Source organism: Mesorhizobium sp. M1D.F.Ca.ET.231.01.1.1, assembly GCF_003999155.2.
Taxonomy (GTDB): Bacteria; Pseudomonadota; Alphaproteobacteria; order Rhizobiales; family Rhizobiaceae; genus Mesorhizobium.
This window is the reverse complement of sequence record NZ_RZOZ02000015.1, coordinates 110,141-134,790: the sequence shown is the minus strand read 5'-3', so window position 1 is coordinate 134,790 and position 24,650 is coordinate 110,141. Positions and strand designations below refer to the sequence as shown.

Annotated in this window: 13 protein-coding genes and 5 pseudogenes; 6 read left to right on the top strand and 12 right to left on the bottom strand. The window is 58.0% G+C overall.

Annotated features, from left to right (window positions below; genetic code table 11):
* Both EN874_RS34085 and EN874_RS29285 read right to left on the bottom strand, forming a co-directional pair.
* Window positions 1-223, bottom strand: a 223-nt coding sequence (locus tag EN874_RS34085) for a hypothetical protein (protein ID WP_210212877.1), incomplete at its 3' end; no start/stop codon positions are given.
* A 487-nt stretch (window positions 224-710) separates the two neighbouring features.
* Entirely contained in the window at window positions 711-1,715 is a 1,005-nt protein-coding gene (locus EN874_RS29285) for an ATP-grasp domain-containing protein (protein WP_126097339.1), read from the bottom strand.
* A 711-nt stretch (window positions 1,716-2,426) separates the two neighbouring features.
* On the opposite strand from EN874_RS29285, the pseudogene EN874_RS29280 reads away from it, so the two are divergent.
* From EN874_RS29280 to EN874_RS29270, 3 genes and pseudogenes are all read left to right on the top strand, one after another.
* Window positions 2,427-3,445 (top strand): annotated as a pseudogene (locus EN874_RS29280) (integrase core domain-containing protein); the annotation flags it as partial.
* 1,706 nt (window positions 3,446-5,151) lie between these two features.
* Window positions 5,152-6,381, top strand: a complete 1,230-nt coding sequence (locus tag EN874_RS29275) for an acetyl-CoA carboxylase biotin carboxylase subunit family protein (RefSeq protein ID WP_126097338.1) — start codon at window positions 5,152-5,154, stop codon at window positions 6,379-6,381.
* Between the two features lie 192 nt (window positions 6,382-6,573).
* A pseudogene (locus tag EN874_RS29270) lies at window positions 6,574-7,017 on the top strand (helix-turn-helix domain-containing protein); the annotation flags it as partial.
* A gap of 313 nt (window positions 7,018-7,330) precedes the next feature.
* On the opposite strand, the gene EN874_RS29265 reads toward EN874_RS29270, so the two are convergent.
* From EN874_RS29265 to EN874_RS34600, 5 genes and pseudogenes are all read right to left on the bottom strand, one after another.
* A complete protein-coding gene (locus tag EN874_RS29265) occupies window positions 7,331-8,353 on the bottom strand; it encodes an IS110 family transposase (protein WP_126097337.1) in 1,023 nt (340 codons plus the stop codon).
* Window positions 8,354-8,454: 101 nt separating this feature from the next.
* A pseudogene (locus tag EN874_RS29260) lies at window positions 8,455-9,084 on the bottom strand (transposase); the annotation flags it as partial.
* A gap of 292 nt (window positions 9,085-9,376) precedes the next feature.
* Window positions 9,377-11,017 carry an acetolactate synthase large subunit gene (locus EN874_RS29255; protein WP_126097336.1) on the bottom strand — a complete coding sequence of 547 codons (1,641 nt, stop codon included), beginning with the start codon at window positions 11,015-11,017 and terminating at the stop codon, window positions 9,377-9,379.
* Window positions 11,018-11,207: 190 nt separating this feature from the next.
* Complete coding sequence (locus EN874_RS34885) at window positions 11,208-11,525, bottom strand: ATP-binding protein (protein WP_281015805.1); 318 nt, start codon at window positions 11,523-11,525, stop codon at window positions 11,208-11,210.
* A pseudogene (locus EN874_RS34600) lies at window positions 11,521-11,871 on the bottom strand (IS21 family transposase); the annotation flags it as partial. The gene EN874_RS34885 and the pseudogene EN874_RS34600, both read right to left, overlap by 5 nt.
* An 812-nt stretch (window positions 11,872-12,683) precedes the next feature.
* Here EN874_RS34600 and EN874_RS29245 point away from each other — a divergent pair.
* The gene (locus tag EN874_RS29245) at window positions 12,684-13,961 is read left to right on the top strand and encodes a 4-aminobutyrate--2-oxoglutarate transaminase (RefSeq protein WP_126097335.1); all 1,278 of its coding nucleotides are present in this window, start codon (window positions 12,684-12,686) and stop codon (window positions 13,959-13,961) included.
* Between the two features lie 1,921 nt (window positions 13,962-15,882).
* On the opposite strand, the gene EN874_RS29235 is transcribed toward EN874_RS29245, so the two are convergent.
* From EN874_RS29235 to EN874_RS29225, 3 genes are all read right to left on the bottom strand, one after another.
* Complete coding sequence (locus EN874_RS29235) at window positions 15,883-16,722, bottom strand: hypothetical protein (protein ID WP_126097334.1); 840 nt, start codon at window positions 16,720-16,722, stop codon at window positions 15,883-15,885.
* Window positions 16,715-17,971 (bottom strand): diaminobutyrate--2-oxoglutarate transaminase, encoded by a 1,257-nt coding sequence (ectB, locus tag EN874_RS29230; protein WP_126097333.1) that lies wholly within the window; start codon window positions 17,969-17,971, stop codon window positions 16,715-16,717. The genes EN874_RS29235 and ectB overlap by 8 nt, the downstream gene beginning before the upstream one ends.
* Window positions 17,972-19,025: 1,054 nt before the next feature.
* The gene (locus tag EN874_RS29225) at window positions 19,026-19,742 is read right to left on the bottom strand and encodes an SPASM domain-containing protein (RefSeq protein WP_224571099.1); all 717 of its coding nucleotides are present in this window, start codon (window positions 19,740-19,742) and stop codon (window positions 19,026-19,028) included.
* A gap of 718 nt (window positions 19,743-20,460) precedes the next feature.
* Between EN874_RS29225 and EN874_RS29220 the strand changes: the two are divergent.
* Window positions 20,461-20,696: pseudogene (locus EN874_RS29220) on the top strand (transposase); the annotation flags it as partial.
* A gap of 16 nt (window positions 20,697-20,712) precedes the next feature.
* Here EN874_RS29220 and EN874_RS29215 read toward each other — a convergent pair.
* A complete protein-coding gene (locus EN874_RS29215) occupies window positions 20,713-21,459 on the bottom strand; it encodes a LuxR family transcriptional regulator (protein ID WP_126097332.1) in 747 nt (248 codons plus the stop codon).
* Window positions 21,460-22,096: 637 nt separating this feature from the next.
* On the opposite strand from EN874_RS29215, the gene EN874_RS29210 reads away from it, so the two are divergent.
* A complete protein-coding gene (locus tag EN874_RS29210; RefSeq protein ID WP_126097331.1) occupies window positions 22,097-23,899 on the top strand; it encodes an ABC transporter ATP-binding protein in 1,803 nt (600 codons plus the stop codon).
* A gap of 576 nt (window positions 23,900-24,475) precedes the next feature.
* Here the strand turns inward: EN874_RS29210 and EN874_RS29205 are convergent.
* The gene (locus EN874_RS29205) at window positions 24,476-24,598 is read right to left on the bottom strand and encodes an exopolysaccharide production repressor protein (RefSeq protein ID WP_127230881.1); all 123 of its coding nucleotides are present in this window, start codon (window positions 24,596-24,598) and stop codon (window positions 24,476-24,478) included.
* Window positions 24,599-24,650: the final 52 nt, after the last annotated feature.

Sequence of the window (24,650 nt, the reverse complement as noted above, 5' to 3'; positions counted from 1 at the left end):
GGATGGGCTTCAGCGAGACGGTGCTGGTGACGGAAAAAGGCCCGGAACGCCTGACCACCATGGAGCGCAAGCTCTTCTCGCGTATATAAGCACTCCATTCAAGATGGCAAAGCACATGCGACCAGTCGTAGGCATCGTCAGCTACTTTTCGATGAAAGCCGGCGGATTTCCCATGAACCGCGCCGCGTGCGGGGCGCTCCAACTTTTGAGAAGCAGGAGCCAATCAAACAACAAATCGATTTCAACCGAGGTCCGGCCAGCGCGGTTCGGGTGGTTTGGATCACGAGGGGACCTCCCCAGTCACGCTGAGAGCGACCATGTCGTCAATCGCGGCCAAAATCGGCTACATGGTGCAGACGCTCAAGGACTGGGTGAGGAGGGGCGGATGTGGACAGCGATGTGCTTACCCCACGCGCGGGTGCGGAGAAGCTCGCGGAGGGCGGATAACCGCCAGTTTCGGCAAGCCAATGAGATCTTGCCTAAGGCTTCCGCTTACGGGCTCGAACGCCATTCAAACGCTGATTGCCTTTGTCGACCATCAAGCCGGCGGAGATTGCCAAAAGCGACAAGCCGCGCCTGCCCGCTGGATCACGCCAACCGCCAGCGCCGGCGCCTGAATTTGGGTGTCGGATATGCGGCGATCTGAGCCGGCTTTCTCTATGTCGCCTTCGTCACCGACGCTGCACCCGGCGGTCGCGACTCGACGGGCGTCAGCCTTGGGGAATGCCGACTCCGAAGTACCGCGTGTAGGCGATGTCGAGCATGCGATTAACCAAACTAGGAAAGCTGTGTCCGGCGGCCCTCGCGACCAGGGGATAAAAGCTGTTCGCGCCGAGCGCCGGCATGGAGTTGATCTCCAACACAAAAGGCCGGCCGGACCGGTCGATCCGGAGGTCAACGCGGGCATAGTCCCGGCATTGGCAGGCACGGAAGGTCGCAACCGAAATATCCCGCAGCGCCGTCGCAAGCTTACTATCGATTCGCGCCGGGCAAATGGTCTGCGGCGCCGCGACAGCCATGTGCTGCTTGTCTTCCCAAGTCACAAGACGCGTTTCACGGTCGCCGAAGTCCAGCTCAATCAGAGGCAGCACCTCGGGTTCTCCATTTCCCAGCAGTGCGACGTATATTTCTCGCCCCTCAATGTATTCTTCCACGAGGACATCCTGTTCATATTGCGTGACAATACCTTCCACGGCGCGTCTCAACTCAGCAGGTTCATGCACGAGCTGCAATCCGCAGCTGAGGGATTCGTGGCGCGGCTTCACTACCACTGGGAATCGAATACCTTCGGTGCTCTCAGTGCCGGTACGCATCACGCGGAAGTTCGGTGTCGGCACACCGCGATCCCGGATGAGTCTTTTGGTGATAGCTTTGTCGAGCGCCACCCCATGCCCGAGCGGGCTCGATCCAGTGTATGGGACGCCGGCCATCTCGAGCATAGCCGGAACGTGCGTGAGACGGCACTCGCCTTGTATTCCGGCGGCCATGTTGAAGACCATTCCGGAGGGGCGGGCTTGCGGATCAGGTGGCATGAACCGCTCGAGCGTGGCGAGTAGTCCTTTATCGCCTTCGCACAGCAGTGTCTCGTGGCCGCGCCCTTGCAGCGCCGCCACCATCCGTTCCACCATCTCGCGGCCGTATTCCTCCTGACAAGGGTGACCGAACCGGTTGATCACGCCCGTATGATCATGATTCCACACGACGGCTACTCGCATGACCTACTCCTTCGATGTCTTTATGTTGCATTTAACCGTTCAGATTAGCTGATCGAGGTGAACAGCTATGTCCGGCACTTGGTGCCTTCATCGTTTCCATGCAATCGGCGTGCCACCAAAACCTGTGCGAGAAAGAGGGAAAACCGTGTGGTTCGCGTAGCATTGGCGGAATACGTGTACCTCAGCGTGTCGGCTTGCGAACACAGGCGTTTTCATCGGACGTGAGTGAACGCGAGACACATGGAACATTGAATGGCCGCGTTCGTCTATCATGCCACTCGAACGTATGGTCGCGATGAAACTCCCGATTGCGATGTCACCCACGGAGCCGGCATCTGCGGATCGCCTATATGGAATAACAGGCGCCGCGAAGCTGTTTCACTTCGCCGCGGCGTCGCTGCACGCTAAGTTCGCCGGGGCAGACCACTAATGGATACACGGAGTGTTAGCCTAGTGCACTGCGCAGATGGTTCCTGCGATCGCATTGCAGGTCGTCGCGCAGAGGGGCGACCGCTTGAGTGGGTTCAACTAGTTCACTCGAAGCTGCCATGTCATGGCCATCGACGAGTTCGTCATGGTTCAGGCTTCGACCGCGCTGTCCTGTGTCTGAGAGGTCTTCCCTTAGGTATTGCTTTCTAGCCGATGCATGAGTGAAGAACTGGCCAGAAAGAGACATGCGGGCGAGATCGGCACGAAGCTGCAGCAGGTTGAGTTCTAATTTTGCAGGGCAAATCGATTGCAGAGGCGAACCCAACGATAGGTGACGGAAGTTACCTACTTTCGTCACTGGTCGGACCTTGGGGGGGGTGAAGGCGAATCAGGTCAGGCGGCTGAAAGAACTTGACCGAGAACGCCGGCTCCGACCTGACGCCGGACAAGATGATCCTGGCGGAAGCTGCGCGGGGAAACTTCCAGGCGCCGCCCGTCGCCGTGCGTGCGTGTTGGATATTGTTGCTGAACTTGGAGTTCCCCAATGACGGGGGCGCCGGGTGCTTATAAATCCATGGACCGAGGTTCCGATGAAGTGGCTTTGACCGCCGACATCATCGTGCTCGCCCGCCAATATGGCCGCTACACCTATCGCGCGTCGCCGTGATGCTGCTCTGCGTCTGGAGGTGACCTCAAACGGATCTGGCGGCGTGAGGGGCTGAAGGTTCTCAGAAGCACCCAGACGTGGCCGTCTCTCTGTGACTCAATGACGATCTGTCCATCCGGCTTCGGCTGGAGTATCCTAAAATGTCTGGTCCTCCGACTCGTCGAGGATCGAACCAGCAGTGGAAGGTAATGCGCATGCTCAATGTGATCGATGAGTTCACAAGGCACCGTCGTCAGAGAGCGTGTCACCACTTGAAGGCCGTCGACGTGATCGACTTCTCTCCGATCTGTTCATCCTCCGGCATTCCCGGCCCACGTTCGATCCAATGACGCCCAGAGTTCATGACCAGGCGTCGCGTGATGGCGCCGCTGTCGGGGTCAAAACCGCCTACATTATGCCCGGCACTCCTGGGAAATCGCTATTGCGAGAGCTTCAACTCGAAGGTTCGTGACGAACTGCTCGAGGGCGAATTCTTCTAGGAATCCCGGATCTGAATCGAAGAATGTCGCCAACACAACAAGACCCGGACCAGCTACGCCGGCCACCCGTACGCAAAGACCAAGCATGCACCAACGTTCAACATGGATCACCCGATAGGGGCAGGCCAGCTTCGCCTGGCGGTGCGGAGACGTAGCAGGACGCGTAAATATAGCCGGTCGTGCGCTCTAGGCGGTCTTCCATGCCGAGTTTGCTCATAGCCTTCAAGATTGCGCGCCGTTCCACTAGTGTGGAGAAGCGGCGCTGGCGCTGTCTGAACTGGTCTAGGTGCTTAGTTTCTAACCCGAAGCCCCGAAGGGCCGCGGCGATGTCGTCATAACTGAAGGGATGCATTACGAAGGCGACGACCCACGGGCGTGACGTCGCCGAGGCGTCATACACGCGCGCAAAGGTTCGCTCGGTGGCGTAGCCCACACAGCCTGTGCTGATGAGGATGTCCGCATCCTCGAGGGCGCATCGTTCCTTGACGCTCAAATCACGTGTTTCCAAGTCTGCCGTTACTCCAACCTCCAGCAGGCCCAGGGTCTGCGCATACCTGACAGCCCGGAATGATGGATCCACGCCGACGAACTGGATATCGTCGCGGAGACCGCGATCCCGAAAGAAAGCGCGATGCTCTAACTCCTGTCGTCCCGAGAGCGATCCTCCGGATTTCAGATAGGCAGCATACAAATCGTCGAGATCGAGATCGGTGCGCAGTAAAGCAGCGTTGATGCCATAGGAGCAACCGACGTCGATTATTTTCAAACTAGTCTTGTTTCGAACACGTCGATACTCGGCGAATATCCTTTCAAAGACCGGTTTGGCCCGATCTGAAATCACATAATCTAAGGCCAGATGCGCGCGAAAATAGGCGTGCGGCCACCTGCGATTATACGCTGCCGTGAAATCATGCTTGTTTCCCTGAATGTTGCCGCGCATTGCACCTGCTGGCGCCATTGTCCACCTCACTGATCTCTGGCCTTGCCGTCGCAGCAAATGATTCGGACGGTTCTGCCTGAAGCGGAGAGGAGCAGCGAGCGAATCCTGGTGACTGTGGATTTACCGATCCCTCCGTTCCCACAGGATACGTTCTGAGACTGACCTGACATGCTGATTTCCTTCTACTCGTCGATGTTCGCAGGTGTCCACGATATGAAGATCGGCGGCAGCCCTGCCGCCTCGCGACAAACGAGCTTCAAAAGTCGTGCCAACCGGGCAGAAGGGCACAGAAAAGACCGTTCTGGCTGCCGATCAAAGCGTCAAATGAGAGTGCAGCAGAAAGCCCAGCACAAAAACACAGTGTCTCGTATTCGACAAAGCCGACAATAGCTGATCGCGCAGCTGATCGCGCCGCGGAACCCAGATGGTTTACGACCGCCGCGATCTTAGCGAGGCGCATCGATCTCGCCCAGAGTCTGGCCCAGGCAAATACCCAAAGCTACTGGTCCAAGAAGATTGTGCGACCGCATCCTTATACCGACCACCGCGCAACGGTCAGAAGCATGTGAAGCACATCATCGCCAAGCGCTCTGTCAGCTATGCGCTCTATCGCGATCCATCGCACAGAAACGTGGTGTAGGGGTTGCCCCCGAAGAGGGGAGCTCCGAAAGACGCGACGGAATTGAGGGTCCCAGTTTCAGGCCGAGCTCAGGCTCACGGGCCTTGCCCTGCTGTGCCGCAACATCACCGAGAAACCCACAATTCAGTCGTGTAACGGTTCCTTGAAATGAATTTACAGAACCTTTGCGCCTGCAAATAGCTGACCGTGCTACTTACCACATGTCCGGGGTCGCACGGCTACAAAAGCTGATGCCTGTTAAGCTCGGACCACAGCACAGCACGCAATGGAGGTCAACGCCGATGGCAAAAAGAGCGCTTATTCTGATTGAAGGCCATTCAAGGGACACGGGCCTGCGATACACGAAAGCGGCCCAGCGTCTTGGCCTTCATCCAATTACCCTGTCGACCGATCCAGCTCAGTACGATTATCTTGCGGAGGAAAAGCTTGAGGCCACCCGAGTCGATACCGAAAATCTTGATGCGCTGATCCGCGAATGTTCCCGGTTAAGTGAGACGTATGACATTGCTGGCATTACGGGCTTTGCGGGCAATGACGAGTCGGTCTCTGCGACAGTTGGCAAGCTCTGCCAGCACTTCGATCTACCGGGGCCGAACCCCGTATCGATTGAACGATGCTGCGACAAATACACTCAACGTCAGCTCCTCGCGGAGGCCGACGTTCCAATACCTGCTTATCACTTGGCAGCGAATGCGACGGAGGTTGAAAGCTTTGCAGTGGAGATCGGGCTGCCGGTGGTTATTAAGCCAGCCGTGGGCAGCGGCAGCATCGGTGTCCGATTGTGCCGCAATGTGGAAGAGCTGGCCGAACATACGACCTATCTGTTGGGCGGGGATCCCACGCGGTCTTCCCCGATACTGGTCGAAGAATTCGCACAAGGCCCCTATTATTGCGCTCATATGATGGGAAACGAGGTCATTGGAATTGTCGCCTCTGACTTTGGCCCGCCACCGCATTTCGTCTTCCATCAGTGCATCTGCCCAGCCCCGCTGAGTGATGACCAGCACAAGCGTATCGCCGATCTTTCGTTGAGCTGTTTGCGGGCTCTCGACCTTGGCTGGGGGCCAACGAATATTGAATTCCGGTGGACAAAGCGTGGCCCAGTCGTCATCGAAGTAAATCCGCGTCTTTCCGGCGGTCCTCTCTCGGTTCAGCTGGCTTACGGCATCGATCTCACCAGCGAGCACATCAAACTTGTCATCGGCGACGAATGGAATTTGCACAGAAGCCATTCGAATGTTGCGGCGTGGCGGGCCCTACTTCCTGATCGCGATGGCATCCTCGATTGGATCGACGGAGACAGTCGCGCGGCTGCTATACCCGGTGTCGCCGAGGTTAAGTTGTACGTCAAACCCAAGACGCTGATCGTAAGGAAGGGAGATTACCGAGACTCTATCGGATATGTAATGGCCGTTTCACCCTGCCGTGCTGGGACCGAGGCGATACTTCAGAGTGCCGTCGACTTGATCCATTGGTCTATTACGCCTTCTCCGACCCCTGATGGAGATTAGAATCTGCGTCCCTTCCCCCCTGGAGCGGCGCAGCTAGCGCCAGCTGACAGACGTTCTCGCCGAATAGTTGGACAATTCACAGCAGGTGAGCGACGGGGTCTATAATGGGGTCGCCGCCTCGATAAGATTAGCCGCATGTCGCTAGCCATTCGGAACTGTATTCGTCTCATTGATCCGAGCAGTCGGGAGGTGATGCGATGGCAGGTAGGGTGGCGGACGAAGGTGGCGCTGAGCGATGAGGAGCGCTTTCTCGAAGCCCAGGTTCGACGGTACAAGGCGGCGCCCTCGCTCTCGGACCAGCGCCGGATGATCCTGTTCTGCGCCGAGGGTCTTCAGAGCAAGGACGTCGCCGAGCGGCTCGGGGTGCATGAAGACACGGTGGGCAAATGGCGCAGGCGTTTCGTGCAGGACTGGATCGAAGGGCCCACTGATGAGTATCGCCCTGGACGCCCGCGCCACTCTGTCGGACACACAGGTGGCCGAGGTGATCGAGCGCGCGCTGAACACCACGCTGAAGGACGCCACCCACGTCGATCCGTTCTATGGCTGCGGCGACATCCTGTCGCATACCACATCCGCCGGATCTGGACCGCCTTCGGCCTGCAGCCGCACCGGAGCGAGGCGTTCAAACTCTCTGTATCGCAGCAAAACCCGCCGAGGCTCTAACGGCAGCCGGATGAAACTTCAGTGGCATGTATGGACGGCCTCCGCGTGGCAAGGGCTTTCTGACATTGATGACAGGTTGGTCGGGTGCAGGCATGTATTCGGCCTTTGAGTGCGGCCTGTTCATGCCGCTGGCCTTGATGAAGTCCGCGGATCGGATCCCAGACAGGTCAACGCGCTTTTTGAGCGGCACCCACTGAGCGGGTTTTTCCGATCCCGGTTCGACCGTCGGTCATCACACCATCAGCACCTCACCAACCTCTGCGCATCCTCTGCGACTACGTCACTACGCCGGTGAATCCGCGAAGCGCTTGCCCGTAGTCATCAACGCCCAGACGATCCGGGCCATCTTGTTTGCCAAGGCCACCGCAACGACGTTGTACGGCTTTTTCGCCAGAAGCTCGGCAGCCCAGCGAGTGGGTGCCGCTTTGCCCTTACGACAGAAGCGAAGCACGGCATGGGCTCCCACAACAAGAAGGCGACGGATGTAGGGATCGCCTTGCTTGCTGATCCGCCCGAGCCGATCCTTTCCTCCGGATGAGTTCTGTCGCGGCACCAGGCCAAGCCAAGCCGCGAGTTGCCGGCCGGATTTGAACAGGGAAGCATCTGTCACGGTCGCAACGATTGCGCTGGCGGTGATCGGACCGATGCCGGGGATCGTTTCGAAGCGACGGCTCAACTCGTGCGAACGATGCCAGATGTGAATCTGTCGGTCCAGCTCACCGACCTTCTCGTGCACCTCACGCAATTGCTGTACCAAAAGAAAGAGGGCCGATCGGGCAAGCGGGGGAATGAGGTCGTGCCCCTCGTCCTCAACCAACGCGACGAGCATGCTCAGCCCTGTAGCACCCTGACGAGTGATGATGCCCAACTCCGCCAAGTGGCCGCGCAAGGCGTTCACCAGCATTGTCCGCTGCCGGATCAAAAGCTCGCGGACGCGATGCAGCATCAACACGCTCTGCTGCTCCTCGCTCTTTGTCGGAACAAAGCGCATCGTCGGTCGCGTGACCGCCTCGCAGATTGCCTCGGCATCCGAAGCATCATTCTTCTGCCGCTCCACGTATGGCTTGACGTATGACGCAGGCATCAGGCGAACCTCATGCCCCAGAGCCGTGAGGACACGAGCCCAGTGATGGCTCGTTGCGCAGGCTTCGATGCCGATCAAGCACGCCGGCAAGGACGTAAAGAATGCGACTACATCGTCGCGACGCAACTTCCGGCGGACAACCACTGCGCCCTGCGCGTCAACGCCGTGCACCTGAAACACGTGCTTGGCGACATCCAGACCGATTGTGCTAACCTTCTCCATGGACGGCTCTCCCTCATGTGACTTTCGACAGCCACACTTTGGCACATTGCGATGCCGGGAGCGGAGGCCGTCCACCTCATCAGGTCAGTCCGACAGGTCAGTCCGACACCAGGGACGGTCGTCAACCGCGCAAACCGTGTCACCCTTGAATTGCTCGCGAAGTTTCTGCCGGGCGGCGAGCAACACCTCCATGATGTCACGTAGCTCCGGGATGTCGCCGGAAAGGTCCTGGATGCGATCCCCAAATTTGGCAGCGCCGACAATGCCAACCTGAGACCGAAGTTACGCAACAGGCCTCGAATGTCATTCTCAATTGCGATGGCCTTTTCCTGCAGCAACTTGCGGGCTGTCAACAGGCGCCCGACGTTCCTGCTCATCAGCGTCTTGACGTGCATCGGCCGGAACACAATTAACCCGCATCATCTGCGCGATGCCGCGCGCATCGTTGCGGTCGCTCTTGTTGACCTGCGCCTTGAGAAAGGCCTTCGCATGACGGGTTACGATGCAGATTGCAGGTAGTCCGGCTCCCGCCAGACCACTGAACAACCATTTGATAAGGGACCAGCTTCAAGCCCGATCCGGGCCAGATTCCAGGCGGGGTTCTTCAACGCCTCAACAAGATCGTTCGGATGGCTCGCAAGCTTCATCTCTCGGCAAATGCGGCCTCCTTCATCCACGATGCAGACGGCCGTCTCTTTCACCGAGACGTCCAGTCCGGGATAATGCCTCATGCTGCGCTTCCTTTCCTGATGCTTGTGGCTGTTCACGCAGACCACGTTTTATCATCAGCGCGAAGCAGCACCTCAAACACCCGTTCAAGACGTGGGACAAAGCCGAATACCCCATCTAAACACCTAGTTGAGTGTCCTGAACCTGCCAAACCAGTCGTGAACCAGATCGAGACGTCTCCCTGATCCCGTCATGTGGCCGCCCAAGCGCCACGGCGAAGAGAAACAAGTGACCCGTGGACGTCCGAAAAAGTGCAGGAGCACCTTGGGGACAACGACCCAATCAAAAAGGATCTCAGATGTCTTTCTGACTGGATAATTCGTCGACTAGGACCCGCATGTTTTCCGAATAATCCACCGGCGTGCTGATAAGATGGATACCGCCCGCCGCAAATGCCGCTTCGAGCGTCGGCGCGAGATCGTTGGGGCCTTCGATTCGTCTGCCTTCGATGCCGTAGGCCTTGGCATAAGCGACAAAATCGGGATTGCCGAAGGTCATGCCGAAATCGCTGTAGCTATTTACAGCCTGTTTCCAGCGGATCATCCCATAAGCGTCGTCCTGTAGGATGAGCACGACCAGCCGATGTCCGAGGCGGATCGCCGTCTCCAGTTCCTGCGAGTTCATCATGAAGCCGCCGTCGCCGCATATAGCGAGAACGCGACGTTCCGGACAGAGCATCGCGGCAACGATTGCTGAAGGCAGCCCTGCGCCCATGGTGGCGAGCGCATTATCGAGGAGAAGCGTGTTGGCTACCCGGGTGCGGTAGTTGCGAGCGAACCAAATCTTGTACATTCCGTTGTCGAGGCAGACGATTCCGTCCTCAGGCATAACCTGACGCACGTCGTGCACGATTCGCTGCGGCGTTAGGGGGTACCGGCTTTCCTTCGCCCGGTCGGCGATCCTGGTCAGGATCCCCTCACGCAGCCCGAGTAGCGCACCGGCGTTGGGCAGCCTTCCCTCGAGGCGGTCGGCAAGCAATCTCAGGCTCGGTCCAATATCGCCCACCACCTCTGCACATGCGAAGAATACCTCGTCTACCGTCGCCGGTAGATAACCCACATGGAGGACGGCCGGCCCTTTCAGCCTCATCAGAAAAGGAGGTTTTTCGACGGTGTCATGGCCGATCGAGATGACGAGATCGGCGCGATCGATTGCCCGATGCACGTAATCCCGCTCCGATAAAGCGGCCGTGCCCACGTACAGTCGGGACCCGCCCGATACCGCGCCTTTACCCATTTGCGTGTTGAAGAACGGAATTTGCAGGCGCCTCACGAAGTCCGACAGCTCCGCAGTCAGGCGCGGTCTGTTTGCGGCTGCACCCAACATCACCAGCGGCCGCTCGGCCTTCAGGATGAGCTCTGCCGCACTATCCAACGCCTCCTTGGCCGCAACGGGCGGGTTGATCAAATGGGGCGGCACCATCGGTGGGACCACGGCCAGTTTCTCGGCTGCGATATCTTCCGGGAGTTCGAGATGGACCGGCCCTGGCCGCTCCTGTTGCGCTACCCGAAAGGCTTCACTCACGATGGTCGGAATTGTCGCTGGGTCGACAATCTGGCGCGCCATCTTGGTCAGCGGCGTCATGGTCGAGACCATGTCCACGATTTGGAATCGCGCCTGGGTCCGGCTGCGTATGCACTTCTGCCCGGTGATCATGATCATGGGCATCGCGCCGAGCAGGGCGTAGGCTGCGCCCGTCGTGAGATTCAGCGCGCCGGGACCGAGCGTAGCCAGACAGACACCGGGCTTTCCGGTAAGCCGCCCATGCGTAGCCGCCATGAACGATGCCGCCTGCTCGTGGCGCGTCACCACTAGTTTGATCGAGGAATGCCGTAGTGCTTCAACAACGTCGAGATTCTCTTCTCCGGGAACGCCGAAGATCTGCCGAACGTTCTCGTTTTCAAGTGCAGATACAAGCAATTCGGCGCCGTTCATTGGTGTCGTCCTCGGCTAACGTTTTAACCAGCCACTCTGAGCTGACCTTCCAAGCGGTTTGCGAATAGCGACTTGTGCCCACTCTGAACTGCTGCGCCGGTGGGGTGAACCGGGTCGAAGCAACACGGGGGCGGCACAACCAAACTTAACGCGCTCTTCAGTTTGGCCCCCTCTTCTGGTACATGAACATTCAGTACCCTTCGCCCAGCATTGAAGGAGGGACGTGCGATGAGCATGGGCGCCTCCTCATGTTTTGCACGGTCACCCTCTCATTGGTTTGCAGTTTTAATTGGTGTTGAGCGTCGTTCCGGCCTTCTGCAATAGGCCGGAACGACGCTTTGACGAAGCGGGTAGCTGTAACCGCGAAGGGAATCACTATGGAATAATCGAGCAAGCGATCAAGGATCGCGGTTGCCACCACAGGACCGCTAAACGCACCGCCCCATTCGACAACGCAGCGATTGGAGGTGATGAGGATTGACCCCCACTCATTCAAGTCAGGCGCCATGCACACGCTGATCGGCAATCCGCGCATCCACCGGTCCAGATGCGCCTCGAAGGCCGTCCAGCTCTCGAACTGGCGGCCGGCTATCGCATTGTGCTTGACGGAGCCGACCCGCATTCGCCCCTCCCTTTCGTACGCCCGGAGAGGCGCACAACCCGCAGCGTAGGGGCCAAATAGTGTGCAGCCGCATGTTGAACCCCACCTCCAGCGTCGCCGCATCTTGATGTTCGACCAGCGCCTTCGTACAGTCGGACCCGCCGAAGCGAGGGAAGGCTACTTGCATCCTCTCGAACCACTCCGTCTGGCGCTTCCGAAGCGAGGGACGGATATGCAGCCGACGCGAGCAACCCGGCGTTGTCATGGCGGAAGAAAGGCTCCCGCAGCAAATCGTCCAGCCGACGCTTCTTGCCGCAGGTTCAGAAGTCCGCCGCCGCTGCAAGAGAAATACCCGGCCGCCCGCCGGCTTGCCGGCTCGGGAGACCCGGTTTTCACGGCGGAGACCGCATATCGGTCGAGCGGTCATCATGGGGTGATTGTCTCCTCGGTCCGTGCCTCAGCGCGTTTCCGAATAGCTCCGCATATCTCGTGCCAAAGAGAAAATGATTTAAGAAAATGCGATCGCGCTGATGACGCTGAGTGGCTCATGTCCGACACAGTCGATAACCCGACAATATCAGAGCGTAGACGCTTGCTCCTGCGCGAGCTCGGAGTATATGCAGTGGAGCTGATGCGCCTCCTTATGTTCCATAAGCCGCTCTCGAACAGGATACCACTTGCTCGCTTCAGGAGAGGAGTGGAAGAGTGCTGCAGCAGGAGCACCGTGTTTGAGAAAGATCGGCCACTCATTTAGCGACCCCCCATTCCCCGCCACTGCATCAAAGTGCGCAGTCTTGAGCGTGAGGACGATTGAATCCGAAGTTGACAAGGTCGATGGCTCGCCGTTCACGAGCATCTTTCGCAGCAAGGGTGAGCGTGTCAGTCCTTTCGTTGCTAAGGTGGCCAATAGCTGACTAGCACCCAAGAGGAGACTCAGTTCGTCAGAATCTTGGGGGCCTCTTGATCCAGATCAGGACCGTCTCGCCGTCGAAAGCGTTATGATCCTCGGAATGATCGCATATCGGGGGCGTCTTTGTTTGCGCAATCACTTTTGAGGTTTTTTTTATGAATACTGATATTGCGGCTCGCAGGTCCGATGCGATCGCCCGCGGGGTCGGCGTGACTACACAGGTTTATGCCGACAAGGCGCTCAATGCCGAAATCTGGAACGTGGAGGGACGGCGTTATATCGATTTCGCCGCAGGCATAGCAGTAGTCAACACCGGCCATCGTCATCCAAAGGTCGTTGCAGCGGTGAAAGACCAACTCGACCGCTTCACGCATACTTGCCATCAGGTCGTGCCTTATGAGAACTACGTCCGGCTCGCTGAACGGTTGAATGACGCCGTGCCTGGCAACTTCAAAAAGAAAACGCTCTTCGTCACAACCGGCGCTGAAGCCGTCGAGAACGCCGTCAAGATCGCCCGCGCCTCTACAAACCGCAGCGCGATCATCGCCTTCACCGGCGCCTTCCACGGCCGCACCTTCATGGGTATGACGTTGACCGGGAAGGTCCAGCCCTACAAGGCCGGTTTCGGGCCGATGGTGCCCGACGTCTTCCACGTCCCATTCCCCATAGAGTTCCATGGCACCACGATCAACGAATCGCTCTCCGTGCTCGACAAGCTTTTCAAGGCTGATGTTGATCCCGACCGCGTCGCTGCGTTTATCGTAGAGCCAGTGCAGGGCGAAGGCGGCTTTTATGAAGTGCCGTGTGCATTCATGGATCAGCTGCGCGCAATCGCTGACAAACACGGCATCCTGTTGATCGCAGACGAAGTACAGACCGGGTTTGCCCGAACCGGTAAGCTCTTCGCCATGGAGCACTTCGGTGTCTTTCCGGACATCACCACCATGGCCAAGGGTCTCGGCGGCGGATTTCCTATAGCAGCTGTCACCGGTCGGGCCGAGATTATGGATGCACCGGGACCGGGCGGCCTAGGTGGCACTTATGGTGGCAGCCCGATCGGCATCGCCGCGGGAAATGCTGTCCTCGACGTGATCGAAGAAGAGGGTTTGTGCCACCGCGCCGAACAACTCGGCGTACGCCTGAAACGGCGGCTGCAATCGCTGAAGGATGTCGTTCCGCAGATCGCCGACATCCGTGGTATGGGTCTCATGAATGCGATCGAGTTCACGGTCCCCGGCTCAAGAAAACCTAGTGTAGAATTCACGAATAGTGTCCGCGAGAAGGCGCTCGAGAGGGGCCTCATCCTCCTGATCTGCGGCGTTTATGGAAACGTCATCCGCTTCCTCCCCCCGATCACTATCGAGGACTCAGTATTTGCCGAAGCACTCGACATCCTCGAAGAAACATTGCGCGCATGTGCTCAGGAGGTCTGACCGCGCGAAAGTTCTGATACGAGTTCTTCCAGGCTTAGGCAGCCCTCAATGCTGCCGACAAGGCGATGATAGCGGGCGAGTGGTACGCAGTGCGTTAACGGAAGAACATTTGAACGTCACCAACCACCGACCGGGGATCTAGCGCCGGGGGACAAGAAGCGACGTGGGAACTGCTCGCGCCATCGAAGCCGCCCGTCCGGCGCAAAAGGTTTGGACCAAGAAAATAGGATGGCGCAAGTCGCAAATAGCCATTTGATTCCGTTCGAACTGGCCAACCTGCGTCGGCATCTTGCCGACTTAACCCGCAGTCTACAACTTCGCCGCAGGTGACGTTGCCCCTGACTGCGAGCCCGTCCAGCGAATTCGTTTCCGGCGCGATACGTTGCTGAGTTTTTTGAGCGGGCGGCGCCTGCTGTGGTGGCAATGAACCTTGCGCTGGATCACAATGGATCGTCAGGAAGCTACAGGCGCTGTGGCACAAATGTGCGCCTGATCCCGGCACAGTTTGCGAAGCCCGCGTTCAGTCGAACAAAAGCGACATCATCGAGGCCGAGGCCATCGCCGAAGCCGCACGCGGCCGACAATGCGGTCTGCCCCGAGGAGCAAACTGATCTCAACGCTTCGTATCGCGTGCGCGACCAGATGGTCCTCACGCGAACGCGTCTTATCAACCAGATGCGAGCATTCTGCTTGGAGTACGGCATAGCACTGGGACAGGGAGCGGGTCTGTTCAAGCTGGACCTATCGCAGGTGCTCGACGACGTGTCGAATTATCTCTCGCCGGCAATGCGCAGACGGACCTTTCCGCGGACCTGCGGCGGTTGGAGCAGCGTATCAGCGAGGTGACAGAGGGAGACCCTGCGATCGCAGATCGAGAGGATGTTGCCCGCCGGCTCATGACGATTCCGGGAATTGGCACTCGGAGCCACGGCCGGCGGCCGGCGGCAGCGGGCGCCAGTTCCAGAAGGCTCGCTAATTGCCCGCATGGCTGGCCTTAACCCGCGGGAACACTCGACCGGGGCAAGCCGAAGCTCCTCGGTATGATCAAGCAACGGGAACCGCTATGTTCGCAAACTTCTCGTTCATGGCGCGCGATCGTGCTTCCGTCATCTGGATCGAACACCGGGATCGGCTGAATGCTGGCTTGATGGTCTTCAGAGCCGGATGCACCCGAACAAGGCCGTTGTTGCCTTTGCCGCCAAGACGGTGCGTATCGTCAGAACGCAGGGACCCTGCTTTCACCTAACGCTTGCGGTTGATTGCAAGGCTCGGGAATAGTCATGGACCCAGCCGGAGCCGTGGATCAGCATGCCATAAGCCCTGTGAAAAAAACGGGCTCGTGCCCGAACCATTTCTGGGAACGGCGTGCGCGGCTGCAACAGCAGTCCACTCGCGAGAGGATACATTTATGCGACTGGAATCGTCGTCGACGATGTCACGAACCCTTGCATCAGCGGGGCAGACCATACATCCTTTCCCATAAGATCCTTCAATGAGGCATGGTCGAACATGGCGAAGCCGCTTCAGCCGCGCATCCTGCGGAGCTCGAGCATCCATCCACCGAAGCGGGCCTTTCAGTTGTAAATCGAGGCGTCGCTGACCACGTGCTTGGCGGCGCACAGATCGGCAACCGACACCCGGCCTTATGTTCCTTCAAAACTCTGATGATGTGCTCTTCAGACAAGCGGCTGCGCTCCTTGCCCTGATCCTCCCGGATGGCCAGAGCGAATTTCAACCCGGATTAGATCAGAGGGGCAAGGTCACAGGCCCAAGACCCTCAAAGGCCCCACGACCTGCGAGTTCATCTGCAAGGAATGAGTTTCCCGGCCGGATGTCCGAAGGGCCTTTGACTAGGGGCATCCTATGAAGCAGTTGATGACTTCACTGTCGGCAAAAACAGTGGGCCGCTGTCGGCAGCCCCTCAGGTCCACCAGAGAACAAGATCAGGCCGCGCAAATCCGAAAAAGCAATTCAGCAGCACGCGACGCTTTCCGTTGCCCGGTTGACCGGTAACCCCGTGAACGAAGCCGCCATCGATCAGGGCGATATCGCCGGCCTTGAGCTGGATCTCGCGGCAAGGAACGGCTTCAAGATAGGCTGCCGAATAGGGATATCCTGTTGTCTCCACATCCTGCGACTTTCGGTCGGCGACGTTCGGCTTATGGCTCCAGAGGCGAAGATTGCCACCTTCCTCGGGCATACTGGGATAAAAGTTGAGCGCTGCGACGGTATTGTGCGCCACCGCAGAAAGCTCGTAATCGTTACCAGCCCATAGGACTTGAGCGACATCGTCGTGGGGGGCCAAAGAAAACATGCCTGTGCCAGTCCAACTGAGGGCGCGACAGACATTGGCCTTGCCGCGTTCCGAACGGGCGAGCCGCAATTCGATACCCTGGCTGTGAAGCTCGCGCTTCAACGCGCCGAATACGGCTCGGACTGGGTCAACCAAATTCCCAAAAAGGGCGTTGACGTAAGGTCGCGCAGCTTCCGCATCTGCAAAATAAGTGGCTGCATCCTTCCTGTAGTGTGATGCGCCGACATATTGTCCGGGCACCCCATCGTTACGCTCCTTGAGACCGGCACTACCAACAAAGTTCGTGGTGATCTTCTCGGCTACTTCGGTGCTGAAAGCTTGCTTGATGTGCAGAGCGGTGAGCTCACCTTTCAGGACCGAGATGATCTCCGCAGTGTTGATCGAGCCAATCCGTTCTCTGATCGAAACCGGGGAGATGGCTGGCACTTGAGATATCTGACTAGGCATTGTCCTGCTCCTGTAGTGCGTGGTCAAGGATGGTGATGCCACGATCGAGTTCGGCATCGGTGATGGTTATCGGCGGGAGGACTTTGATAACGTCGCGATTTGGCCCCGAGGATTCGATAAGAAGGCCATTTTCGAATGCGACATCGTGCACGCGGCCGACAAGTGCCGGTGAACGGCATTTCAAGCCGGCCATCAGACCGCGGCCGCGCTTCTGTTCGATGTATCTTGGAAATTTCGCAACCAAGCGATCGAGGTGCGTTTGCAGCCTGAGGGCTGTCCGCTCGACACCTGCAGTAAATTTCCTATCCGACCACATCTTGCACATGGCTCCTGCCGTCACGAAGGCGAAATTGTTGCCTCTGAAGGTCCCGCTATGCTCTCCGGGCTTCCATATGTCCAAGTCGGGTCGAATCAGAACGATGGACAACGGACTACCTGAACCGCTTAGCGACTTAGAAAGACACACAATATCCGGTTCGATTTTCGCGGACTCGAATGAGAAGAAATCGCCAGTTCGGCCCGCACCCGCCTGAATGTCGTCGACGATAAAAACAATGCCGTGCGTGCGGCAAATTCGCTGAATTTCCGTGAGCCAAGCCGTGGATGCGGCGTTCATGCCGCCTTCTGCCTGGATGATCTCCAGAATGATTGCGGCAGGCTTTTCTATGCCGCTCCCCGGGTCACTCAAAATGCAGTCGATGTAGCTGACGGAATCGAATGCTTGGCTCGGATAACCGTCATAGGGAACACGGATCACATCGTGGCGAGCAACGCCTCCCTGTTCCCTGGTTGAGGCCGAACCCGACACCGCCAGAGAGCCGAGCGACATCCCGTGAAACGCATTCGTAAAGGCCATGACGCTCGAGCGGCCGGTGCATTTTCGCGCCAGCGCGAGCGCCGCTTCGTTGGCGTTCGTGCCGGTCGGCCCAGGAAACTGAATCTTGTACGAAAGGCCTCTGGGTTTCAGGATCCAATCGACGAACCCTTCAATGAAGTCACGCTTTGCCGCCGTATGCATATCAAGCGACAGAAGAATGTTCTCACCGACGAGATATTCAATCGCTGGCGCCATAATATCCGGATTGTTGTGCCCGTAATTGAGTGCGCCGGAACCCACCAGGAAATCGATAAAGGGCTTACCCGTCTCGTCCCAGATCGTCGCCCCAAGGGCCTTCGTAAAGACGGTGGGGAACGCCCGGCAATAACGACGAACGTTAGATTCATGAGCCGTGAAAGCGTCGCCGTTCATATTAAGTCCTCTGCACATAGTCGTTCAAAGAAGAGAGCTGTTTAATGGCTAGTGGTTTGCGGCAGATGTTCGCCGTTTAACATTGAAGCAGAATACCGAAGCTTTCGTTGGTCTGGTGATGCCGGGATCCTCATCGAATATTGTTGGGTTGCGTTGCCCTCCATTCGGATGCCTTCAGAGAATGTGCTCCAACAAGATGGCTTCTATAGCTTCCGCGAAAGCACCGATACTATGGCATCAGGTAGTTGACGTACCCACCCATCGCTACCCATAGCGCCTCCGGACAATGAATGAGTCCAAGGACGATTAGCAGGGTCGCGTCGCCAGAGGTTGTGTAGCTCGGCGGTAGCGAAGCCGCTCGCGAGCGCGCCCCCTCAATAGCGCCGTAGCGAGCGAGCGGCTTCGCGGCGGTCATCAATATTCGCCGTTCAACCTCGGGCTGCGGACACCAACCTGATTCAAGAAACTATTTGATGACCGATGACACAGCGAAAGCCACGCTCTCTTTGAGAAGAATGCGGATTCCGATCTCTTGCGCGATGACTGGCCCGAGCCGCCGGATCAAGAGGGCGGGGCCGCCGTGGACCCCCTTGACGGAAAGCCCGTTCGTAGGCCAGGCGGAAGCAACCGGGAGACGCGCTGGCGAAGGGCCGCATCGGTTTCGAGAACGTCCACTACCGCGACGGCAACCATCCCCGGCCGCAGCTGGGCTGCTGCCTTCAGGCGAGTCGAAAAGGAGATCGTCCGGGAGGGTGAAGGCGTTGACGAGGTGAGCCGTGAGTAAGCAATCAAGCTCTGATCGGGATCGACTAACACTGTTTCCATCCGACCGATGGTTGACCTGTGATCGGCGTTACCTCAAGCTAGGCAGGCCGACAAGCTCGGTTGGAAGGCGAAGACCTTTCGATGAGCTCGTCTCCGAAATGCTCGAGACCCACTGCCGCGCCTACAGGAACATACTGGCGTAACGTGAAAACACGATGGCGTCGCGGGCAGGTGCATCTGTCGTGGGGCCATCCGCACTGCCAGGCACGCCCTCTCGGCCGGCATGCACTCAGGTCCGGTCGTTTGGGTCGGCGAATTCACACATCCTGCAAAGCAGAAAACCATCTGCTCCATTCATGCGGTCGACGATTTCGCGAAAAACTGGCTTTTCAAACAGAGCGGAGTAACCCTCATATAGAAGGTTGCCCAATACGTGACGCCGTTCAAAATCCATAGAGCACAGGGTAACGTCGCCGTTTGGAAGAAGAACATTCCGATACTGTCGTGCGTCCACGCAGGTTAGGGCTCCGACCACTGGCTGACGTGGTGCAACGATCTTAGGGTCGACGCTTCCACCCCTACTGCTCACCGGCCGCGCTTTTATCAGGGCTTCGGTAGGAATAATGTCGGCTATATCTGGGTGGGGCTCGCCCAAGGCCACGAATCGGATCAAGGGGATGTCCGCGTCGACGAGTTGACGAACCAGATCGCGATACTTGTCTCCGACCAGGCGGCTGTTCATGTAGGTGCCGTCATCGAAAACATGGACCACGAATACGCCCAAGCGCAAGGCTTGCAATCGTTGCAGGTCCTGCCCGTTCATTCCCACCAGCGTCGTAAAAATCCTGATGCCATGGCCTTTGGCGAAGGCGTGCTCCACCATTTCGGTACAGTCCGGATTGAGCCAAGGTTCGGAGTATCCCGCAAAACCAATGTCGACGGAAGTCGGTACGCGGGCCAGACACCGCTTGAAATCTTCAAGATCCAGATGACTCGCATGAGACACTTTTCTTTGCCGGACCGCGAACTTGTCCTGGGGACAATATGAACATCCTACGACGCATCCCGTGGTCGTCGTTATCTCCAAAACCCTGCCGGCTGTGTTTGCTGAGCGAAGTTCCGGTAAAATCACTGGTGATTACTCCCATCTACTTCCTGCGAAGCGCCACGATGGTGTGCGTGTGCCTTTGGCTTTCTGATACCGCCTGCTGATCTACCGAGGCAACGCAGACATCTACCCTTTTTGGCAGCCTAAGCCGCCCGGTTCACCGACTTGCCGGGCCGACCTTCACAAACTTCCAGCGCGTCGGACCAGAGACAGCATTGCATCTTTCGAGGCATCACTCGCTCCGGAGATGTAGCCTCAACCGTTGGTCGCTGGCCCGTCGCCGAGATGCGCGCGCAGCACCCTCGAACCCGCCGGAGAGAAGCTTTCTGGATGCCGTCGATCATCCTTCATCGAGCGAGTTCCGTGTTCTCATGCGGGTCAGCCCTCACACTATATTGCCGCACATCGACCAGCAAAGGCCGAGCTAGTGCGCCTGGCGCGCAGTTACTGCGAGATAGGCTTCGAAAAGCCCGACAGAGCTAAGACGCTCCGCTGTATTGAACCCGACATGTTTTCTGACAGCTGTCAGATTTTGGACACACATCACTCATCGTCAGTCGCTTAATACGGATGGTAGTTTCTTCCAGGAATCGGTGACATTGAACACCACCCTGTCATGACCGCCCAATCTCAGCGAAGCGAACTCAGCATCGCCACCAGGACCAAGCCTGAAGATAAATCCGCCATAGCAGCGTCAACGACATTTTGCTTTCGAAGCCGGATGGATTGCACGAGGTGATTCGCGCCGTGATGCAGGAGGTGCTCGAGGCCGAGATGGACGAGGCGCTGGGTGCTTCGAAGAGCGAGCGCACGCCGGAGCGTCTCGGCTATCACGCGCGCTACTACGGGCGGAGAACTAGCTGCGCACCTACGGCGGTTCGATAATCCCAAGGTTCAAAGCTTTTACAACAGCTACCGTTCTGCTGGTCGCATCCAACTTCCGCATTACATTTTTTAAATGGAAATCTATCGTATTTCGTGATCTGCCTAAAATAGTTCCTATTTCCCAAGATGATTTTCCTTGTGACACCAAATCAATGCACTCTATTTCTCTCGGAGACAGGTTATGAGCTCGTTCCGACGCAGTCGTAGTGTCGAACTTCGTAACCATCCGATGAAACCGCAGCGCGGCCATTTGCAGGTAGGTGATCGCTCTATTCTGCAATTCGCAGTCCGAGGATTGAGCAAAACTCACAAACCTAAAGCTGCCACCAGGGCCATGTAATGGGACGGTAACGCCTGACCTCAAGCCGAATGTTGCTGCTTCGTCCAAGACGCGGCGTCCATCTTCAGTTATGTTTTCATCAGTATACACCTCGCTCCATCGAAAGGGTCCCGCCTCCTTTCGACCTTTCTTGATGAGGGGGTCTATTTTGGCATAGCCCATTCTCGAGTAGCGCTCCTGCCATTCAGCGGGATAATTCCACATCACCACAGAACCCTCTCGGTTCGGCTTGAAAGCCCTCTCTGATGCGAGCGGCCCATAGGCAATCCACGGGCAATCGAAATTCAGCGCAAACGCAGACAACAGTTCGAACAACTGTTCGGATTGAGCGACATCATCAGTCATCTTGAGGAATAGGTCTAACTCCACCGCAATCCGCCGGAGTTCCATGATGTCTCCTTCATTGCGTTCTCATTGGTGCACAGTTTGCTCCAACCCAGCCTCGCAACATCCGAAGTCAACGGGACTCGAGCCGGAGTTCCTTCCGCCACCTGGAGTACCCTCAAGAGTCGTGCCAGCTTGCGAGCGAAGCTTCTCCTTCAGGTCGTCAATCGACGGGGGAGGTACCCAGGAGGCGAACCGACAGCACTGTGTCGGGGAGCGCACAATCCGACAGTCGAGCATTCGATTGACGGAATATGGGCAGGAAAGTATTCGCGGCGCGCTTTTGAAATCAGCACCTAAGTGCCGGGCCTGAGAAAGCTGCATTGCAACTGTACTTATTTGATCGAGGCAAGAACAAGCTCAAAATTCAATCGATACATCGACCTTCTTTTCCAATCTCCCGAGTTGAGCAGCCGTAGCAATCGTATTCGACTGGATGGCGGCTGACTTTCTCCAGGCTCGGTAACCTGCTGAATTTGTCCTTCGGATGTTCCCGCTCAGTTGGCACGACTTTTGAACTCACCGTCGTGAGGCGGCAAGAGCTGCCCGCCAAAATTGATGCTGTTATGGGGGAGGTCGAAATTCCAGTTTTGTCTTTTATCGTCTTTGGGACCGAGCGTGTTGATGCGCCCGCTTGGAAACTATGAGACGTTTCCCCGTCCATGGGCGCGGCGCCACTTGTCGCGACGTTTTCGCCTTCACTGTTCGCCTCTGGAACAGGCAGCCGGCCCGGCTCGCGATCATCATGACCGCGATGCTCGCCTCCACGCTGGCTGACGTGTTGATGCCGCTCTATTCTGGCCGACTCATCGACGCTGTTTCTCGTGCTGCTAATGCGGCAGCACCAGCTTCGGATTCAGCTGTTGCAGCATTCTCTGTACCGATTGCATTGGCACTCGGTTCCATTGCCATGCGCCACGTCGCCTTAATTGGCCTGAACGACCTGGTGTTGAAAATGATTTCCGATGTCGCGACCGAAGCGTTCCATCATGTGCAGCGTTTTTCGACAGACTGGCATGCAAACAGCTTCGCCGGCTCGACAGTGCGCAAGATAACGCGCGGCATGTGGGCGCTCGACCTCCTCAACAGCACGATACTCGTCACGCTGCTCCCGTCGTTTGTCATCTTGATCGGCTCGACGGTGCTGCTCGGCTGGCACTGGCCGGTCATGGGCGTGATCTTTGCTTGCGGCTCTCTCGTCTACCTTGCGTTTTCGATTTCGCTGTCGCTCGGCTATGTCGCGCCAGCGGCGAGCCTTGCCAACCGATGGGACACAAGGCTCAGCGGCGCGCTTGCGGACGCGGTCAGTTGCAACGCTGTGGTCAAGGGCTTCGGCGCAGAGGTTCGCGAAGACGAGCGGCTTGCAAATATCATGACGAAATGGCGGCACCGCGCGCGCCGGAGCTGGGTGCGCGGAACGATCATCGGCTCAACCCAAGGCGTAACTTTGGTTGCGCTCAGGGTGGCGGTGGTCGGATATGCCCTGCTTCTGTGGTCGCATGGACAGGCAACGCCGGGCGAGATAGCATATGTTCTCACGTCCTTCATCGTCCTGCAGGGCTATCTGCGTGATGCCGGCATGCATGTCCGCAACGTGCAGCACTCGGTTAATGATATGGAAGAACTGGTGGCCATCCACAATCAGAAGGTGGATGTTGCCGATCGTCCAGAGGCCAAGCCGATCCGGATCACGAACGGCCGTATCGATTTCGAGAACGTCCACTTCCGCTACGCCAACCATCCCCTGCCGCTCTATAGCGAATGTTCGCTGTCGATTGAAGCTGGCGAAAGGGTTGGGTTGGTTGGACCCTCCGGTTCCGGCAAGACAACATTCGTGAAGCTGATCCAGAGACTCTACGACCTGAGCGGCGGCCGGATCCTGATAGACGGTCAGGACGTCTCCGAGGTGACCCAAGAGTCCCTTCGTTCGCAGATCGCGATCGTGCAGCAGGAGCCGATCCTGTTTCACAGGTCGCTTGCCGAGAACATCGCCTATGGCCGGCCTGGCGCGAGCCAGGCCGAGATCGAGCAAGCGGCACGGCTGGCAAGTGCCCACGAATTCATCGCGCCCCTGCCGAAGGGCTATGGGACATTGGTCGGCGAAAGGGGTTTGAAGCTCTCCGGCGGCGAGCGCCAGCGCGTGGCGATCGCGCGCGCCTTCCTCGCGAACGCGCCGATCCTGATTCTGGACGAGGCCACATCGAGCCTCGATTCGGAATCCGAGGTGCTCATTCAACAAGCGGTGGATCGGTTGATGGTGGGTCGAACCACACTCGTCATCGCACACCGGCTGTCGACCGTCCGCTCGCTCGATCGGCTGCTCGTCTTCGACCGTGGCCGCATCATGGAGGACGGCGATCATGCCGCCCTGATCAATCTCGATGGTGGCATTTACCGCCGCCTCTTCGAACGGCAGGCGTTGGAACTCGCGAAGGGCCTGGCCTGATCGCTAAACCGGCTTGCGCGATGCGCCGAGCCGTTGCCGGAGAGGGGTGTGGCAGTGACGAGCGGCGGGCGTTAGGCCGGCAAAACAAGCACGGCCGGAACTGTCCGCCAAACGGGCGAGCGGGAATGCACCACGTCTAAGCTTCGGCGAATGCGCGCAGTTACACGCGGGCACCGAATTGTCGCGCCTAACGGCGCACGCACCAAAAGGGCGGGAATGTCGACGGCCCGGGAAGAGTGCGGCCCTCGCCGTTACCCACATTTCGCCAAAGGAAGCGAAGTCAGAACAGGCCGGCTGGGAGCCCTGTCGCTGGCCCAACCTACCGCACGCCGGCCACGTCAACGCTTCAAAGTCCCTTCGGTTCGCACAGTCGTCCCCTTGGAGACCCGGAAGCGCAGGAGCTCCGACCGCAGTCTTCGCTCAACTCTCGCCATCTGCTCCGGGATTGGATTCCGTTCCCTTGCTAGCACTGTGGCAGCTGAGCACGAACTCGCCGGCCTCGTGTCTTTCGATTACGGCCAACGGGCTTAGGAAGAGATTGGATTCGCCGGCCCTCTGCGGAGCGAATGAACAGTTCTACAGATCATCGACGTCCGCGAAAAAGAGCACGCAGCCGAAGTAGTCGGCCTGAAGCAGCAGCGAACAGGCCAGCGTCGTGACGACTGCCACACGGAGCGAATCCAAAGCGAAGTAAACCATCGACGCATTGCTGCACAGGACCAGCCCCACGAGCCGACAAAAAGATGAAGTG